Here is a 17,710-nt window from a genome sequence, read left to right as displayed (position 1 = left end):
GTGAAGTAGATCAGCCGCGACCCGCGGACCAGAGCCTCCGGAAGCGAGAAACGCATGACCGACACCGTCGCAGGCATCGACATTCCCGACACCGTCCTGGTCACCGAAGCCACGGAATTGGTGCGGGAGGCCGCGAACCCGTTGATCTACCACCACTCCCGGCGCGTGTTCCTGTTCGGCTCACTCCGAGCCCGACACCAGAAACTCGCGTTCGATGCCGAACTGTTGTACGTCGGGGCCATGTTCCACGACCTCGGACTCACGACGAAATACCGACGCGCGGATCAGCGATTCGAGATCGACGCCGCCGACGAGGCCCGCAATTTCCTCCGCTCCCACGGAATCGGCGAAGACGAGGCAGACACGGTGTGGACGAGCATCGCACTCCACACCACCCCCGAGATTCCACTGCATATGGCACCGGAGATCGCGCTGCTTACCCGCGGCGTCGAACTCGACGTACTCGGTATCGGATGCGACGCGATCACCGACGAGGAACGCGCCGCCGTCGTTGCCTCCCACCCGCGGCCGGACTTCAAGAACGAGATCCTCGCTGCCTTCACGGATGGACTCGAAGACCGCCCGGATACTACGTTCGGCAACGTGAAGGCCGATGTGCTGGCACACTTCGTTCCCGGATTCGTCCGGGGTGACTTCGTCGATGTGATCCTGAACTCCGCTTGGTCGGAATGATGTCCGTGCCGGTTCTTCAGTTGACACCGCCCGGCAGATGACGTTGCAGCAATGCCGCTGCCGAAACCCAGTCCAGGTTCATAATCTCGGCCGCCCGTTCGTCACCGACACACCCTCGAACTTTGGCTTCGAAGTCTGCGACGGATGCAGGCCGGCGCGGGTGCCCCACAGGCAGGTCGACCACGGCCTCGAGTTGTGATCCGTCGCGGAGTTCGACGACTACCGTGCAGTCTCCATCGAGCACCCCCTCGCCCACAGGCTCGGCGACCAGACTGACGCGGTCGAGAATGCTCCGCACTTCCGGCCGCTGCACAGCAGCGTCGGTGAAGCTCTCGATATCGGGGAACCCGTCCAGCAGGGCTGCCGCGATGCCGTAGTTCAGCGAGAACTTACCTTCCAGACCCGAACTCGGAAAGTTGTGGATCAACGGCAAAACCGCGCTGCGCGGAGTGTGCACCCGTATGCGGGCGATGTCGTCGATCGATAACGAACCGAGCGACCGAACCGCCGCGATTGGACGCTGGAGCGCGTAGCAACACGGGTGAAGCTTCAGCCCGAGACCATCCGGAATGATGGGACCTTCGACTTGCGGGGACATCCGCCCGCCGACGAGCCGGAACCATTCACTGACAGCACGAGGGTCGGCAGTCGCGCCGGCAGCGGCGAGTCCGGCCGCACGCACACCAGCCTGGGCGGCGAATCCGACCTGAATCGACTTGCCTGCGGTGCCGAAGGCCTGGCGGACGCCACCTGCGGCGGGAACGGCGTGTGCCATCGCAGTGGCGATACCGTCAGAATCGAGCCCGAGCGACAGCCCCGCAGCGACAGCAGCCGAGATGGCACCGACTGTCGCGGTGGTGTGCCACCCCTGTGTGTAGTGGTTCCAACCGAGCGCGGTACCCAGACGTGCCATCACACCCGCCGCCGCCAGGTACTCCCGCCCACCGCCGCCCACCGCCAACGTGGCGGGAACGCACACCACACTGACGTGGGTGGTGGAGGGTATGTGCAAATCGTCGAAATCGAGCACGTGCCCGACCGCTGCCCAGCGAAGCGCAGCCGGCAGCCCATCCGTCCACGCAGCTGCCGGATCATCCAGTGCGGCAAGGGTCACTGCAACGGTGTCGACCAGAGCACGTCGAGCGAGATCGAGATCCGCGGCCCCTGGCTCGATACTTGCGGCCCACACTGCGAGATCGTGCGCGATGGCATCGGTTGATTCGTGCGGCGCAATCGTCATAGCCCACTCCTTCCCCCACCGGTGCGCCCATTGCGCCCAGCTGAACAATCTATGGCACACCATACCGCTAGACGGCACAGCATCCAAGATGCATCCCATGCTCTCCGTGATGCCGCCTGCACGTTCGCTACCTCCGCCGACCTACCTGCCCGGCAGCGCACAACGCTTGACTGGTGGGCGAACCCGGTGAGGCATCCTTGACAGACTGTGATCCGAGGCACGATACTCACTTTCCGACACACTGTGCCGCTATGCAGCACGATCGATGTCGGCTTCACTATCGACGCCCCTGTGACGGGCTCGCACCGATTGCAGATTTCCCGTGCGATATTCGAAGTCACGGGTCCGGGGTGGTCAGTCCCCCAAAACTCTCTCACGAATGGAACCTCATCGAGCCACAGGCAGCCGAGTGCCTTCCAGAATCACGAGCAACGCCTTCACAGAAAGACAATTCTCAATGAAGATAGAAACATCCGATCAAACGGCTGTCTTGAATCCGAGACGACAGCTGATCGCCGGCACCATCGGACACTCGGTCGAGTTCTTCGATTTCCTCGCGTACTCGTACCTCGCGGTCTACTTCGCATCGTCCTTCTTCCCCTCTTCGGAATCCTCGGGGCTGGTGCCGCTCCTGAGCGCATTCGGCGTCTTTGCCGTCGGGTTCCTCGCACGTCCACTGGCGGGACTCTTCATCGGACTATTCGCAGATCGGTACGGCAGGCGGCGAGCCTTGAGCCTCACCATCAGCCTCATGGCAGGCGGCAGCCTGCTTGTCGCCGTCTGCCCCACGTACAGCCAGATCGGTGTCGCCGCGCCCATAATCCTCACCGTTGCCCGCATCCTGCAGGGATTGTCCGCTGGAGGGGAATACACGACGGCTGGTGCCTTCATCGTCGAATCCGCACCCGCCGGCCGACGTGGTTTCTACTCGAGCTTCATGTTCGTCGCGTCGGGCATAGGGAAGTTGACATGTCTCGCCTTCATCACCGTGTTCGTCACACTCATCGGTGAAGATGCGATGCGGGACTACGGTTGGCGAATCCCCTTCGCTGTCGGCGCCCTGGCTGCGATCGTGGCCTGGTACATTCGCCGCGGGACGCAGGAAACCCTCGGGACTACCGTCTCCGACGAGGGCGGCGCGGCACCGGTCAGCCGCAACCCGCTCAATGCTCTGCAGCGTTACCCCAGGCAGTCCCTGATCGTGTTTGCGATCGCCACCGGAATGGGCGTTGGACAATACTTTTGGGCGACGTACCTGACTACGTACTTCCAGATCCAGAACGGCGCCTCTGCCACCACCGCAATGACGGTCGGCATCATCACGCTGATCCTCTACACACTCGCACAGCCGGTGGCCGGGCTGATCTCCGACAGATATGGACGTAAGCCGTGCATGTACGCATTCGGCGTCGGCACCGTCATCGTGACGCCTTTCCTGCTCTCGATAACGAGTTCGAATTTTTCGGTTCTGATTTGCATTCAGCTCATCGGGCTACTGTTGTTGAGCCTCTGCACATCGATCACGTCAGCTGTGATGGTCGAAAACTTCCCACCGCACGTACGAGTGAGCGGCCTAGGTTTTCCCTACTCGCTCTCGGTGGCGATCTTCGGCGGAACGGTCCCGCTTGTTGCCACTAGCCTGGCCAACGCCGGTTACTCCCAGTATTTTCCGTGGTACATCGTGGCCACCGCGATTATCACGCTCGTGGGGGCCATAGCGGTGCCGGAAACGTTCCACAGCGACATTTCGGGCGAAGATTCCTGATCGACATTTCTCCCCCTGTTCGCGGGATTCGCTCCTTCTCGGGCTGCCTCTGGCGGCCCGAGAAGGACCCGTCAACTTCTGCCAATGGTGTTTCGGTAGGTGTAGTGCTCGGGTAGGTAGTAGCTGACCGCCAACTCGACTGCCCGACTGTCCGAATCGAGATACACACGATCGGCGCGCAACAGCGGATGTCCGGCGGGGCAGTCGAGGTGATGGGCGGTCTCCTCGGACGCCGGCGCCACGGTGATCGACTGCACGAGTTCGACAACGGGAGACGCCAGGTGAGGTTCCAGAAGACCGATGATCGTGTGTGCTCCGATCGCGCCCGGCTCCGTCCCCGCGCCTCCACACAGATGCTGCGCGTGCAGATCCGGCAGATGGACGGTCGTCATCGCGAACACGATCCCCGCGTACCGGCGTACATACGCGATCGTGGAGACGAAGTCATTGTCGAGGCGTAAACGGCTTGCGGCTTCGATATCGGCCCTACGTCGCAGAGGCACGACAATTTCCGTGGTGGTACCAGCGGGGAGATTGGTCAGTTCTTCTATCGCTCCGAGCCGCCGGAGACGCCTACTCCCCAGTTCGGAGACGAACGTGCCCCTCCCCGGAACGCGATAGACCAGGCCATCCGCCACGAGATCGTAGAATGCTCGCCGCACCGTCTGCCGACTCAATCCATACTGTTCGGCAAGTTCGAGTTCCGTGGGAAGCTGGCGACCACCGTGGAAGTGGCCTGCGGCGATTTGCTCGCGCAGCGCGTGGGACAACCGCCGATGCGCCGGCGCTTGTTCGTTGCCACGGACACCCATGAGCCCACACCGATCCGTTCCTGTCGCCCTTCGGCATCAACCATCGCCGCGTGGTGCTGTCTTCGCAGGCCGACCCATCTGGATCGGACGCGAACCATGGTAGTCGATATCGGCACGCTATTCCAGATAACGGCACACCACTCCCCGTCTCTACGCACCCGGCAACCCTGCCCATAGCGCGAGTCCTGGCCGACATCGGAGAACGAGGACCGGACACGACGTCGGTTGTAATGCGACTTTGACCTGCATAGACAACGTTGTTTCCACCACTCGTCAGAGGGAGGGTTGACCAATACGGCTCCGGTGGGGCATTCTGATCCATATCGGAACACTGTGCCGCATAGAGGCACGTATGAAGGGTTGAAGCCTCATGACTGCTGTAGTTGACGACGTCGGTTCGTCAGGAGCCGGGTATCTCACCGACGAGCGCCTCGCGATCCAGGCGATGGCGCGAGAGTTCGCCGCCAAGGAAGTACTGCCCGTGGCGAACGAACTCGATCCGGTCAAGGGCGAGATTCCGATGGAACTGCGCCAGAAGATGGCCGAGCTAGGATTTTTCGGTGTTCTGATTCCCGAGGAATACGGCGGGCTGGGCCTCGGGGTCTTCGAATACGCCCTGATCGTCGAGGAACTTGCCCGCGCGTGGATGAGCGTGTCGAGCCTGATCGCTCGCGGACAACAATTCACCGCTGGTTTCACCGAGGAACAGCGCCGCGAGTACCTGCCGCGGATGGCTACGGGCGATTTCCTCAGTGCCTTTGCCTTGTCCGAGCCCGATGCAGGATCCGATGTGGCAGCGCTGTCGACTCGGGCCCGCAGAGAAGCGGACGGGTGGCGGATCAGCGGCCAGAAGATGTGGTGCACGTTCGCCGACGGAGCCGACTATCTTCAGGTATTCGCCCGTACGTCACCCATTGACCGCGACCACCGATCGCGCGGTATCAGCTGTTTCATCATGCCGAAGCCTCGGGGTGAGCTTCCCCCGGGAGTGACGGGCACGCCCGTACGCAAGATCGGATATCACGGATGGAAGACGTGGGAGCTGTCCTTCGACAACGCCTACGCCGCTGGTGACTCCATGGTCGGCCCCGAAGGCGAGGGCTTCAAGGTCGCCATGGGCGATCTCGAGACCGCCCGGATTCATACCGCCGCCCGCGCCATCGGCGTGGCACGCGGAGCGCTCGAGGACTCCGTTGCCTATGCGCGGCAACGCGTCCAGTTCGGCCGATCGATCGGCGAGAACCAGGCGATCCGATTCAAGATCGCGCACATGGCCACCGAGGTGGAGGCGGCCCGATCGCTGATGTACCGGGTGTGCACCGAAGTCGACGCCGGCCGGCGCAATACCGTGGAAGCATCGATGGTCAAGTACCTCGCCACCGAGATGGCCGAACGAGTAACCAGTGAGGCCCTGCAGATTCACGGCGGTGCCGGATACACCACCGATTTCGCCGTCGAACGGTACTGGCGGGATGCCAAGCTCACCAAAATCTTCGAGGGCACGTCGGAAATCCAGCTGAAGATCATCTCGGATTCGATCCTCGGAAGGCAGACACGATGAGATCGCCGGCCGCCGGGCCACTGAACGATGTCGTGGTGATCGACCTGACGACCATGCTCGCGGGTCCCTTCGCCACCATGGTCCTCGGAGATCTGGGCGCCGACGTGATCAAGGTCGAACCCCCTCATGGTGACTTCATCCGAGAGCAGGGACCGTTCGCACCGGATGACGAACTACGCGCATTCGGTGGGTATTTCCAGAGCGTCAATCGCAACAAGCGCAGTGTCGTTCTCGACCTCACCACCGAGGAGGGGCGCGCCTCGCTGCTCGACCTGGTCGCGCACGCCGATGTCGTCGTGGAGAACTTCCGCCACGGGGTCATGGACCGGCTGGGGCTGTCCTACGAGCGACTCCAGGAGAAGAATCCCCACCTGGTATATGCGGCGATCCGCGGATTCGGTGACGAACGCACCGGCAGCAGCCCGATGCGGGACTGGCCGGCGTACGACATCACCGTCCAGGCCGTCAGCGGCTTGATGGAAATCACCGGCGAGCCCGACCGCCCCCCGATCAAGACCGGTCCCGGTCTCGGTGACACCGTGCCTGCGCTCTTCGCGGTGATCGGCCTGCTGTCGGCCGTGCACCGTGCTCGCCGCGACGGAGTCGGCGGCTTCGTCGACGTGTCGATGTACGACGCCATGCTGGCGATGTGCGAACGCGCCGTCTACCAGCACTCCTACACCGGCGAAGTACCGACCCGGCAGGGAAACAGCCATCCCCTGCTCTGTCCCTTCGATGTCGTGCCCGCGGCAGACGGGTGGGTCAGTATCGCCGCGCCGGGCAACAAACATTGGCAGCAACTCTGCGCGGCAATCGGCCGCCCCGAGTTGGCTACGGACGAACGCACAAGGGACAACGTCAGCCGACTGGCCAATCGTGACTTCACCATGTCTGCGGTGACCGCGTGGACAACCACCCGGACCAAGGACCAGATCGTGGAAACACTCGGCGGCAAGGTCCCGGTGGCACCGGTCAATACCGTCGAGGACATCTATGCGGATCCCCACGTGCGTGCCCGCAACATGTTGGTCGAGGTCGATCATCCCGGCGTGTCCCACCCGCTGACGATCGCCAACTCTCCGATCAAGTTCGCGGATGCGCCCCCGACCCATGTCCGGCGAGCACCGCTACTCGGTGAGCATACCGATGAAGTGCTGGCCCAGTTCGACAACACCACAGCTGCCTTTCAGCTCGAAGAAACAAGATAGGGAGATCATGTCCAGAACACAACGACCGCGGCGTTCCTGCCTCGCGGTTCCCGGTTCGAACCCGAAGATGATCGAGAAGGCGAAGGGTCTCGATTCCGACCAGGTCTTCCTGGACCTCGAGGACGCGTGTGCTCCACTCGCGAAACCTGGTGCGCGCAAGACCATCGTCTCGGCACTCAACGAAGGCGGGTGGGGGTCGAAGATTCGCGTGGTGCGGGTCAACGACCTCACGACCCACTGGACCTATCGTGACGTGGTCGAGGTCGTCGAAGGTGCCGGTCAGAATCTCGACTGCATCATGCTTCCGAAGGTGCAGTCGGCTGCCCAGATCGCCTGGCTCGACTTCACTCTGACCCAGATCGAGAAGACCATGGGTTTCGAGGTAGGCCGAATCGGAATCGAGGCGCAGATCGAGGACGCCGCCGGATTGATCAACGTCGACGAGATCGCAGCCGCGTCGCCGCGCATCGAAACGATCATCTTCGGCCCCGGCGACTTCATGGCGAGCATCAACATGAAGTCGCTCGTGATCGGTGAGCAGCCACCGGGCTATGGGGTCGGCGACGCATTCCACTATCCGCTGATGCGAATCCTGATGGCCGCCCGAGCCAACGGGCTGCAGGCGATCGACGGACCCTATGTTCAGGTCCGAAACGTCGACGGCTTCCGCCGGGTTGCCGGACAGGCCGCTGCACTCGGCTACGACGGGAAATGGGTGCTGCATCCGGCACAGATCGACGCCGCCAACGACACCTTCAGTCCCGCCCAGGCCGACTACGACCACGCCGAAAACATTCTCGCCGCGTACGAGTGGTTCACCTCCGACCAGGGCGGCCGCAAGGGCGCTGTGATGCTCGGCGACGAAATGATCGACGAGGCGTCCCGCAAGATGGCGTTGGTCATCGCCGGCCAGGGCCGCGCGGCCGGCATGGAACGACTCGATGTGTGGAAGCCGGAGACCGAGACCGTAGAGAGCGGTGTGTGAACAGTGACGACCACGGAGAAAGTGCAGAACATGCAGTTCGGTCGGTACTTCGAGGATTTCGAAGTCGGAGCAATCTACAGGCATTGGCCAGGCAAGACCGTCACCGAATACGACGATCACCTGTTCTGCCTGCTGACGATGAACCACCACCCGTTGCACATCAACTCTCACTTCGCGGAGGCGACTACAGAATTCGGGCGCAACGTGGTCGTGGGCAACTACGTCTACTCGCTTCTGCTCGGCATGTCCGTACAGGATGTGTCCGGCAAGGCGATCGCCAACCTCGAAATCGAATCGTTGCGGCACGTCAAGCCGACGTTCCACGGTGACACGATCTATGGCGAAACCGAGGTCCTGGAAGTCACGCCGTCGAAGTCCAAGGACGACCGAGGCGTCGTGTACGTCGAGACCCGCGGCTACAAGCAGGACGGGCAGATCGTCTGCATCTTCCGACGCAAAGTTCTCGTACCCAAGCGAAGCTACGGCGACGCGCGCGGCGGCGAACAACCCGCTCGACCGCTGCCGCACGCGTAGTCGACTCCGGTTGGGGAGCGTTCCCGTCTGCAACACCCACAGCCGTTCACCGAAGCCGGATGGGATCTGCGGGTCGGCTGCGTGATCCGCGGATCGAGGATTTCGTCCCTCCGATCTTCGATCCGGGCCGGGTGTTCCCCCGATGGTGGGAGGACACCCGGCCCTTGACAGAGATCGCGGGAACGAACCAAGCTATCAACAGAAACACTGTGCCATATATCGGCACAAACTCGGTGCGGCCGGTCACCCGGGTGCACCACTCGGAATAGGAAGCACAATGCGAGAGCGTTACGAAACGTTCGTCGGCGGACATGACGAGCGCAGTAAGAGTGGGCAGTACTTTTCCACTCGTGATCCCGCCACAGGCGACGTCATCGCCGAAGTCGCGCTCGGCGGAGCGGAGGATATCGAGGCAGCAGTTGCCGTAGCGCAGAGCGCCTTCCGCTCGTGGCGTGACACCCCGGCCGCCACTCGCGGTCGCATTCTTCTCGAGGTCGCCCGCACACTGCGTGAACACGCAGACGAACTGGCCCGAATCGAAACACTCGATACCGGTCAGACGTTGTCGCAGTCGAACGTGGACATCGAGACTGCCGCACGATACTTCGAGTACTACGGCGGGGCGGCAGACAAGGTACACGGCGAGACGATTCCGCTGGGACCCGACTACCTCTCGTACACCCGCAACGAAGCGTTCGGCGTCATCGGTGTCGTCACACCCTGGAATGCGCCGATCAACCAGGCCGCGCGGGCCATCGCACCCGCGTTGGCGATGGGCAACGTGGTGGTCCTCAAACCCGCCGAGGACACACCCCTGTCGGCACTGGAGATGAGCCGTCTCGCCGTCGAAGCGGGACTGCCCGCGGGGGTTCTCAACGTCGTCCCCGGATTCGGTGCTGATGCAGGAGCTGCGCTGACCGGCCACGACAAGGTCCGCAAGATCGTCTTCACCGGCTCGGTGGAGACCGGCCGGGCGATCATGCGGGCAGCCGCCCAGCGACTGATTCCGCTGACTCTCGAGTTGGGCGGCAAGTCCCCCAACATCGTCTTCGACGACGCCGATCTCGACGCGGCCGCGGCAGGCGCCTGGACCGCGTTCACCACCAAGGCGGGGCAGGTATGTTCTGCCGGCAGCCGGTTGCTGGTGCATTCTTCGGTGCACGACGAGTTGGTCGATCGCCTCGTCCAGCACGCAAAGACCACGGTCATCGCGCCGGGCATCGAGGACCCGGACATCGGATCCCTTGCCACGCGAGGGCAGTTCGACAAGGTCCGCTCGTATCTCGAACTCGGCCCCAGCGAGGGCGCACGTGTCGCGACCGGTGGACACGTCGCCGACACAGGGCGGCTGGGCCGCGGGTTCTTCATCGAGCCGACCATCTTCGTCGACGTCGACAACACGATGCGCGTGGCGCGCGAGGAGATCTTCGGCCCGGTGCTGACGGTGCTCCGATTCGATTCCGATGAGGAGGCGGTCGAGATCGCCAACGACAGCGACTACGGACTCGTCGCGGGGGTCTGGACCCGAGACCACGGCCGGGCTCATCGCGTGGCCGGCGCCATCGAGGCGGGGCAGGTCTTCATCAACCAGTATTTCGCCGGTGGTGTCGAAACACCGTTCGGTGGCTACAAGTTGAGCGGTTTCGGCCGGGAGAAGGGCTTCGAGGCGCTCAAGCACTACTGCCAGCTCAAGACGATTACCGCACGGCTATGAGGTCCGCAGATCACGTCTCTCGATGACTACGTACGCCGACGAGACAATCAACGGGATAGATCGCAGCGCCCATAAGCGGTGCAGTAGCTGGGGCGTCGACGGGAGTGCGCAATGCACCAAACCCGAGGAGGCCCGAGTCGTCCACAATGCCGATCGGCATCGCTTCGAACTCTGGGTTCGAGGAGAGCCGGTCGGCATTCTGGGGTCTTTCGATCTGCGACACCTTACTGAACCGCTCAGGATCCAAGGCAATATCGGGCCCAGCCCGAGGACGTCGTGATGTCCTACTCGCACACGATAGTCGTGGAATAGGTCGAAAACCGTGCATTCGCTGCCCTATTCGGGCGACAGGCGCTCGACCTCGCCCGCACGGGGGGCGTTCTCCATCGCTAAAGCATTGTGGAAGGCATTTCCCAAAGGTAGTAGCGATCCGCTGGCTCGTAGAAGCAACGGACCGCGACCCGGGAACCCGTAGCCCTGTCCATCCTCCCGATCACGACTGACTTACCTCGAAGCCCGGTGACTACGTCACGATCGCAGTGAACACCGCCCGATCGTCGACCGGTGCGTTGCCACCTCCCCTGCGGCAGTGCGACGAACCGGGAATCGACGGTTCGGCAATCTCCCACACCGCATCCGACATTAACCGCAGTGACAGCTCATCCACCACGCGTCACATCATGCATCACAAGTCACTTCATCCAGACGAGACATACTCTTGGACAGGGCCGCACACCCTCTCCGCCGGCCAAGCCTTCGAAATCATCGGCGCCGGGCATGTTCGGCTGAACATCGCCACCAATGAGGACATTCTCACGAGGTCGAAACAGTAACCAACTGCCGTGGAGCTGGCTGTCAGCTCGGCGACTTGTCGGACAACTCGTTGAGTGGTTGTCGATCGTAAACCGGGTGACGCCGAAACGATCCCCGATCATGTCGACCGCATCACGAATCATGAAGAATCCTCACCGCTGCAGCAAGTCGGTCGCCGGGTCGTCGGCGCTGTGCGCAATAGGAGCGCACTCGGGAACCTCGCCACGGCCGTCCCGTCCGGAATCGTAGGGCACACCCCGCGAGCCGACCGTGATTTCCGCAGGTATGGCAGGACCGGGTGTTGTCCTGGGTTGCCCACTCGATCCACTCCGCATTGCCGCCCGCTTGTCGCCACCAAATCGGACGGACGGATGCCAGCATCTTCCGAATGACGAACCTACCCGCAGGCGAACCACACTTCGCCCGGCTGGTGAAGGGTCGTGCCGAGACGGGGCAGTCAGCGGTGTTGCCAGACAGGGGGACGTTTGGCGAGAAAGGCGGCAATCCCCTCCTGCGCGTCGTAAGTGGTGGCATTCACTGCCATCGTCTCTTGCATCTGTCGGTACGCTTCGTCCTCGGACAATTCGATTTGCCGGTAGAAGGCTTCTTTCCCGGTAGCCAGGGTCAGTGCGCTCGCCCCCGCAACCGTTTCCGCCAACGATCGCGTTACCTCGGTCAGGGTTTGGGGTTCGGCGACAAGGTTGATCAGCCCCCAGGTCTCCGCCGTGACCGCATCGATCATCTCACCGGTGAGGAGCATCCGTAGGACCCGCTTTCTGCCGATCGCACGGGAAAGGGCGACCATCGGTGTCGAGCAGAACAAGCCGATCTTCACCCCCGGAGTGCCGAATCGAGCCGTAGACGAGGCCACCGCCAGGTCACAGGCAGCGACGAGTTGACAACCCGCGGCGAGTGCCACACCCTGCACCGAGGCGATGACCGGTAGAGGAACACGATGTATCGCCTGCATCATCTCGATGCAAGCAGCGAAGACCGCGCGTCCGTCATCGAGAGAGCACCCAACGAGTTCATTGAGGTCGTGGCCGGCAGAAAATGCCGCCCCACTCGCCTGGAGCACGATCACTCGGATCGAGCTATCGCCTCCCAACGCGCCGAGAGCGTCCCGAATCCCTCGCATCATGTTCACCGACAGTGGATTACGTCGATCAGGATCCATCAGAGTGATCCACCCAATGGGCCCGTCGGCGCTGATGCCGAATGACGCCGAGCCAATTCTCGAGTCGGTCATCGTCTCCCTTTCTAAACCAGCAGCAGGACGATGCAGCCGCTGGGCGCTGATGGCACTCGGCCTAGGGGTAGTTAGCTGTTGCGGATACGCTCGGCGGACGCGAGGGACTTGAGGCCGTACACGACAGCACCTCCGGCTCTGAGGCTGGCAGCGATATAGGTCACCTCCGCCAACTCTTCATCGCTTGCACCGCAGGCGACGGCATCATTGGTGTGCACCTTGATGCATCCTTCGCACTGCGTGGTCAGTGCAACCGCCACGGCCATGAGTTCTCGGTACTTTCGGGGGATCTCACCGGGTCCGGTGAAGACCGAGGCGTTGAAGGCGGCCAGCGCCTGACCCATCGAGCTGGCTCGGTCACCGAGCGGCGCCGTGCGATGGTTGTGCGTCATCACAGTCATCAAGTTTCCTTCGGATAATGGCTCGAATAGCGTTTCGAGACAACGGTCGCCAACGACACCTACGTGTCGATGGCCGGCTTCGCCTATTCCGCGTTCTGCGTCGATGTCTTCTCCCGCCGAATTCTAGGTTGGCGGGTGATGACTATGAGGCCACGCCGTTGCTCAGCGGCGTCCTCGAACAAGCGCTGTTCACGCGACGGAGGACTGATTTCCGTTTCACTTTAACAGGTTTGGCGCATCACGCGGACACGGGCAGTCAGTACACGTCGCTCGCGCTCACCGAGGCGTTGGCCGAATCCGGGATCACGGGCTCGATCAGCGGCGTCGCCGACACCCTCGATAGTGCCATTATGGAATCGGCCATAGGGCTCTACACGACCGAGCCCCTCCGCTGGGAATGGGTATGGACCGGACGGGCCGAGACGGAGCGGGAGACGGCCGAGTGAGTTCGCTGGTTCAATGCTCGGCATAGACCTGGGGCACCGTGGGAGCAGCAGCCAGAATGGTCAACCGTGGACAACATCAGATCGGCCATCATGGCCCGACCAGCGACGCTATCTCCGACTTACTGAAAACGGGAATTGACAACGCAGACTCGGTGTTGGACTATCAACACGCGGCGTGCCGCCTAGCGGAACGGCATGCCAACAAACTGAGCTGCGGCGCGGATCTCCTGCGCACAAACCGACAAAGAAGGCGGAACCATGGGCGTGGGACTTGACGATGACCTGCTACGTGACTTTTTCGGCAACGCCGAACAACGTGCGATCTTCGACGGACCGCAACGACTGCAGGGGTGGCTGGATGTAGAGCGCGCTCTAGCACAAACTCAGGCTGAACTCGGAATCATCCCGGCCGAAGCTGCGCAGCGTATTTCAGCGCACTGCCAGAGCGATCTTTTCGATATCGATAAGCTGCGCCAACACGTCAGCGCAACACAGCATCCAATCGTTCCGATGGTTAATGCGCTGGAGAAGTTGGTTGGCACAGAGTTTGGACAGTTCGTGCACTATGGTGCAACTTCTCAAGACATTATGGATTCCGGTCAAGCCCTTCAACTGCGTCAATCACTGCAGGGTATTGAGCGCGATGTAGCTGCAGCCACGAAGGCAGCCGCGTCGCTCGCTCTGAAGCATCGCAACACTACTCAAGTTGGTCGAACGCATGGACAACACGCCGTTCCGATCTCATTCGGTCTGAAGGCCGCTACCTGGGTAGATGAGCTGCAGCGGTTACAAACACGCATAGCAGAATCGCGCGATCGAATTCTCACAGTTCAGATCTTCGGTGCCGCCGGAAGCATGGCAGGGTACGGTGACCGTGCCTTCGAAGTAAAAGCGGGTGTGGCATCGCGGCTCGGCCTTACGGAACCGGTGGCGCCCTGGCACGCGACTCGAGACCGCATAGCCGAGCTAGGTTCCTTGATGGCCCTCCTCGCTGGTGTATCCGAGAGGATCGCGGCAGAGGTGATTCGCCTGCAATCCACAGAATTTGGGGAACTGGTCGAGCCTCTCCAGCCTGGTCACATCGGATCATCGACGATGCCGCAAAAGCGAAATCCGCACCTTTCCGAAGGCATCGTAGCCAAAGCACGAATTGCGCAAAGCCTATCCGCTGGGCTACTCCGAAATGGCGCTCACCAGCACGAACGCGACATGGGGGCATGGGCTGTCGAGTGGCTGACTGTCCCTGAGTTGATGGTTGGATCTGGCGCGATGGCAGCCGATCTGAACCATCTGCTGGAAGGTTTGCAAGTAAATGTCGAGCGTATGCGAAGAAATGTCGGAATCACCGGGGGCCAGGTCAACGCCGAATCTCTGATGATGATTCTTGACTCATCCATTGGACGTGATCATGCCCATCACCTTCTCGTTGAGTTGACTCGATCCGCCGACCTTCGAAACCTGAACTTCTCCGAGGTTGCGACGGCGGATGAACGAGTAGCCTCCCACCTGTCGCAAGACCAGATAATGAAAGCTCTTGATCCAACACAATACCTAGGTTTCGCGCCCGAGGTGGCAGACCGCATCAGTCGCGCGCTCACCGCTGATGCGGAGGACCGACCCTCGATCAGCCCATAGCCCGGCATCTAGTTCGTTGGCTCAGCTCTGCCGCCTGCGACAACATCAAGTTCTGGCAAAGCGTGCCCTGACAGGCAGCAGGTGGAGGGGAGGTTGAGGAGTTCGAAACACTGAAACGCTACGCCCGAGAAACGATCACCGTACGGATCCGACACCTGTTCAATCGTACGGCGAGCAAGGCCAGCGACGGGAACGATCCACTCAACTTGTACGGCGTTCCAGAGAAGTTGATTTCGAACGCACACTCGTGCCCTATTCGGTTCACGCGGGCACGAGCGCAGAGAACCCACCGGCGGTCGTGACTACCTTGTCGCGCACACCACACAAGATGCCGTCGAAACAAGGCCGAACGCAAGCGCTGGGCTGACGAATCGTAAGGAACAAGAATTGAAACTTGGACTTCGGATACCACAACGCGACAAGGTGAACCTTCGTCTAGACGTCACCGAGGTGGCTCAGACTGCGGAAAATAACGGATTTGACAGCCTCTGGGTCTATGAGCGAAGCCTCTATCCACTAACGCCCGAGGAACCCTATCCATACTCTGATCCGCCCGGCGGCGATTGGCCATCCTATTATCGGCAAACCGCAGATCCACTCAGCGTACTTGCCGCTGCCGCGATGGTAACCAGTCACGTGCGTCTTGGGACGAGCGTGCTCATCGCCGCGCAACATATTCCTTTCCAACTGGCGAAAACAATAGCAACAATCGATCAGATCAGTGAAGGCCGATTCGTCGCGGGCTTCGGCGCCGGATGGTCGAAAGACGAAATGCGCGCCGCAGGAGCGGATCCTAATCTTCGAGGACGCTACCTCGACGAGACGCTCGACGTCCTCGCGGCAGCATGGGGACCGGATCCAGTGAGCTACCAAGGACGACGCACGATCGTCAACAACGCTATCGTCGGCCCGAAGCCGGCGTCACGAGTGCCTGTTCTCATCGGCGGCGGAGGTAACCCCCGGACCATCGAACGAATCGCTTCTCGAGCCGATGGATGGCTGTCCATTCCCTTCGGCTCAAAAGGATTCCAGGAGATCGAATCCACCTGGAACAAGATCCGCGAGCGAGCCGTCGAACTAGGTCGCTCCGCCGAGCACCTCGAGCACATCGTCTGTGCAAATATAACTCTCACCTCCGAGCTTGCGGGGGCCGAACGCACACCTTTCGTCGGCACGATCGACCAGATTGGCGAGGACGTCGTCGCCGCGTCGGAAGTGGGCGTCGACGAGCTGATCATCGATCTGAACCTTCAAGATCCTTGGTTCACCGATAGCAGAAGAATGCTAGACACGGCACTCGAGATCTTCCACCGTGTCAACAAAACGCTGAAACATACGGTAGCCGATAAGATATCGGGTTCTTCGGACCCACGATAGGGAGATATCGGCGTACTCGATCTCGTCGATCGAGGTGGTCTTGTCGTACACCGGCGCATCGAAGGGGAAGGTCTGCGCCTCACCGTGATTGAGCGCCTCGGTGACCGCGATATCATGGAGCGCAACCCTGATGGTGGTTGCGCTGTTGGTCACCGTCGACGAGCACGTAACAGTGGCCGAACCGATTGCCGGGTTCGCGATCAGGGCGAGAGCGGAGAATCCGGCGATCGCGCCGGGACAGACGACAAGGCGCGTGCTTGTTGCAGCCACGGGACTGTTCCTTATCGATTGTCACCGCGCCCCCGCGCCCCGTGCCCAGGCGTCGCTTCCACCGAGTGTAGTAACGATGCAGCTGTCCGATCCGGAAGACGTCCTGGGGACGACGAACCCCCGCTCCGATTTCACTACCGACCGGCTTCGACGGGTAGCTTTCGCGGCTGGCTCGATCGGCGACCGGGCATCAGTCAGTCGTTGTGGTCGCCGTGCAGAGCCACAAACGCAAGCAAGCTGTGGAATCCGGTGACAGAGTGCTCGACGGATCAGAGCAGTGAACTCACGTTCGCTGCAGTGTCGGAGACCTGCTTTCCCCACCAGGGCACACGATGCTCGTCGAAACGGGTCTCCGGCATCGAGATACCGATGCCACCTACCGGGCATCCCCCCTCCCCCAGCACAGCTGCCCCGACGGCACATACTCCCATCCGGTTCTGATTGACGTTCACCGCATACCCGACGCGGCGAATCTCCTCGATCTTCTTCCGGATCGATTCGGGATCGGTGTCGGTCTGCGGAGTGAGTTGCTGGATGGGATTGGAAAGAATTCTGTCGACCTCGTCGTCCGGCAGGCGCGCCATGATCGCCATTCCCCCCGACGTGTGAGGTAGCTGCCATGTGCTGCCGACCTTGATGAAGGTGCGAACCGCCTGATGGGAATCCATGCGTTCGATCTGAACCACCCGTTCCGCACCGTCACGGACCTGGAGTGTGATGGTCTCGTTCGTCAGATCCCGCAGCTCACGCATCGGTTCGAGCGCGACCGTTCGCAAGTCTCCCTTGTCCCAGCCGCGCCGGCCCACGGCGAGTGCCCGTGACGTGAGCTTCCATCGCGTGTACTCGCTCTCATCGCTGCGGATCCAGCCGGCGGATGCGAGTGCCTGAAGAGTCCGCTGCACGGTCGATTTCGGCAACTGAAGGGTGCGTGACAGTTCGCCTACTCCGACCGGCTGGCTCTCCGCCACAGCTTCGAGTACGCGCAAACCTCGTTCGATGCCCTGCAC

At 61.7% G+C, this 17,710-nt stretch carries 15 protein-coding genes and 2 pseudogenes; 10 read left to right on the top strand and 7 right to left on the bottom strand.

The features are described from left to right. Positions 1-54: 54 nt before the first annotated feature. Positions 55-693, top strand: coding sequence for an HD domain-containing protein (locus QM693_RS09640; RefSeq protein WP_283352149.1), 639 nt, complete (start codon positions 55-57; stop codon positions 691-693). 16 nt (positions 694-709) lie between these two features. Here the strand turns inward: QM693_RS09640 and QM693_RS09635 are convergent, their stop codons facing one another. Then, complete coding sequence (locus tag QM693_RS09635) at positions 710-2,011, bottom strand: MmgE/PrpD family protein (RefSeq protein ID WP_283352184.1); 1,302 nt, start codon at positions 2,009-2,011, stop codon at positions 710-712. 379 nt (positions 2,012-2,390) lie between these two features. Between QM693_RS09635 and QM693_RS09630 the strand changes: the two genes are divergently transcribed. Further along, positions 2,391-3,698 (top strand): MFS transporter, encoded by a 1,308-nt coding sequence (locus QM693_RS09630; protein WP_283352148.1) that lies wholly within the window; start codon positions 2,391-2,393, stop codon positions 3,696-3,698. 71 nt (positions 3,699-3,769) lie between these two features. On the opposite strand, the gene QM693_RS09625 is transcribed toward QM693_RS09630, so the two are convergent. Next, positions 3,770-4,510, bottom strand: coding sequence for a GntR family transcriptional regulator (locus tag QM693_RS09625; protein ID WP_283352147.1), 741 nt, complete (start codon positions 4,508-4,510; stop codon positions 3,770-3,772). A gap of 370 nt (positions 4,511-4,880) precedes the next feature. Here QM693_RS09625 and QM693_RS09620 point away from each other — a divergent pair, with 370 nt between their 5' ends. The 5 genes from QM693_RS09620 to QM693_RS09600 all read left to right on the top strand — a co-directional run bounded on the left by QM693_RS09620 (position 4,881) and on the right by QM693_RS09600 (position 10,512). Then, positions 4,881-6,071: an acyl-CoA dehydrogenase family protein gene (locus QM693_RS09620; protein WP_065491288.1), complete on the top strand. Its 1,191-nt coding sequence runs from the start codon at positions 4,881-4,883 to the stop codon at positions 6,069-6,071. Beyond that, a complete protein-coding gene (locus QM693_RS09615; protein WP_283334016.1) occupies positions 6,068-7,279 on the top strand; it encodes a CaiB/BaiF CoA transferase family protein in 1,212 nt (403 codons plus the stop codon). Before QM693_RS09620 ends, QM693_RS09615 begins: the two co-directional genes overlap by 4 nt. Positions 7,280-7,286: 7 nt before the next feature. After that, entirely contained in the window at positions 7,287-8,264 is a 978-nt protein-coding gene (locus QM693_RS09610; protein WP_105413863.1) for an HpcH/HpaI aldolase/citrate lyase family protein, read from the top strand. A 3-nt stretch (positions 8,265-8,267) separates the two neighbouring features. Beyond that, positions 8,268-8,798 (top strand): MaoC family dehydratase, encoded by a 531-nt coding sequence (locus QM693_RS09605; RefSeq protein ID WP_283334012.1) that lies wholly within the window; start codon positions 8,268-8,270, stop codon positions 8,796-8,798. Between the two features lie 277 nt (positions 8,799-9,075). After that, entirely contained in the window at positions 9,076-10,512 is a 1,437-nt protein-coding gene (locus QM693_RS09600) for an aldehyde dehydrogenase family protein (protein ID WP_283352146.1), read from the top strand. 529 nt (positions 10,513-11,041) lie between these two features. Here the strand turns inward: QM693_RS09600 and QM693_RS09595 are convergent. From QM693_RS09595 to QM693_RS09585, 3 genes and pseudogenes are all read right to left on the bottom strand, one after another. Then, positions 11,042-11,155: pseudogene (locus QM693_RS09595) on the bottom strand (IS5/IS1182 family transposase); the annotation flags it as partial. A 627-nt stretch (positions 11,156-11,782) separates the two neighbouring features. Continuing rightward, a complete protein-coding gene (locus QM693_RS09590) occupies positions 11,783-12,574 on the bottom strand; it encodes an enoyl-CoA hydratase (RefSeq protein ID WP_283352145.1) in 792 nt (263 codons plus the stop codon). A 71-nt stretch (positions 12,575-12,645) separates the two neighbouring features. Next, complete coding sequence (locus tag QM693_RS09585; protein WP_283352144.1) at positions 12,646-12,975, bottom strand: carboxymuconolactone decarboxylase family protein; 330 nt, start codon at positions 12,973-12,975, stop codon at positions 12,646-12,648. Positions 12,976-13,020: 45 nt separating this feature from the next. Here QM693_RS09585 and QM693_RS09580 point away from each other — a divergent pair. The 3 genes and pseudogenes from QM693_RS09580 to QM693_RS09570 form a co-directional block, all read left to right on the top strand. Beyond that, positions 13,021-13,415: pseudogene (locus QM693_RS09580) on the top strand (DDE-type integrase/transposase/recombinase); the annotation flags it as partial. Between the two features lie 264 nt (positions 13,416-13,679). Then, entirely contained in the window at positions 13,680-15,056 is a 1,377-nt protein-coding gene (locus QM693_RS09575; RefSeq protein WP_283352143.1) for a class-II fumarase/aspartase family protein, read from the top strand. Positions 15,057-15,443: 387 nt separating this feature from the next. Beyond that, on the top strand, positions 15,444-16,433 hold the full coding sequence (locus QM693_RS09570) for an LLM class F420-dependent oxidoreductase (protein WP_283352142.1): 990 nt from the start codon (positions 15,444-15,446) through the stop codon (positions 16,431-16,433). On the opposite strand, the gene QM693_RS09565 is transcribed toward QM693_RS09570, so the two are convergent. After that, positions 16,341-16,703, bottom strand: a complete 363-nt coding sequence (locus tag QM693_RS09565; RefSeq protein ID WP_283352141.1) for a hypothetical protein — start codon at positions 16,701-16,703, stop codon at positions 16,341-16,343. The genes QM693_RS09570 and QM693_RS09565 overlap by 93 nt on opposite strands. Before the next feature lie 269 nt (positions 16,704-16,972). After that, positions 16,973-17,710, bottom strand: coding sequence for an IclR family transcriptional regulator (locus QM693_RS09560; protein ID WP_005253146.1), 738 nt, complete (start codon positions 17,708-17,710; stop codon positions 16,973-16,975).

This window comes from Rhodococcus sp. IEGM 1305 (assembly GCF_030058635.1).
Lineage (GTDB): Bacteria > Actinomycetota > Actinomycetes > Mycobacteriales > Mycobacteriaceae > Rhodococcus_F > Rhodococcus_F opacus_D.
This window is presented reverse-complemented; position numbering and strand designations above follow the sequence as displayed.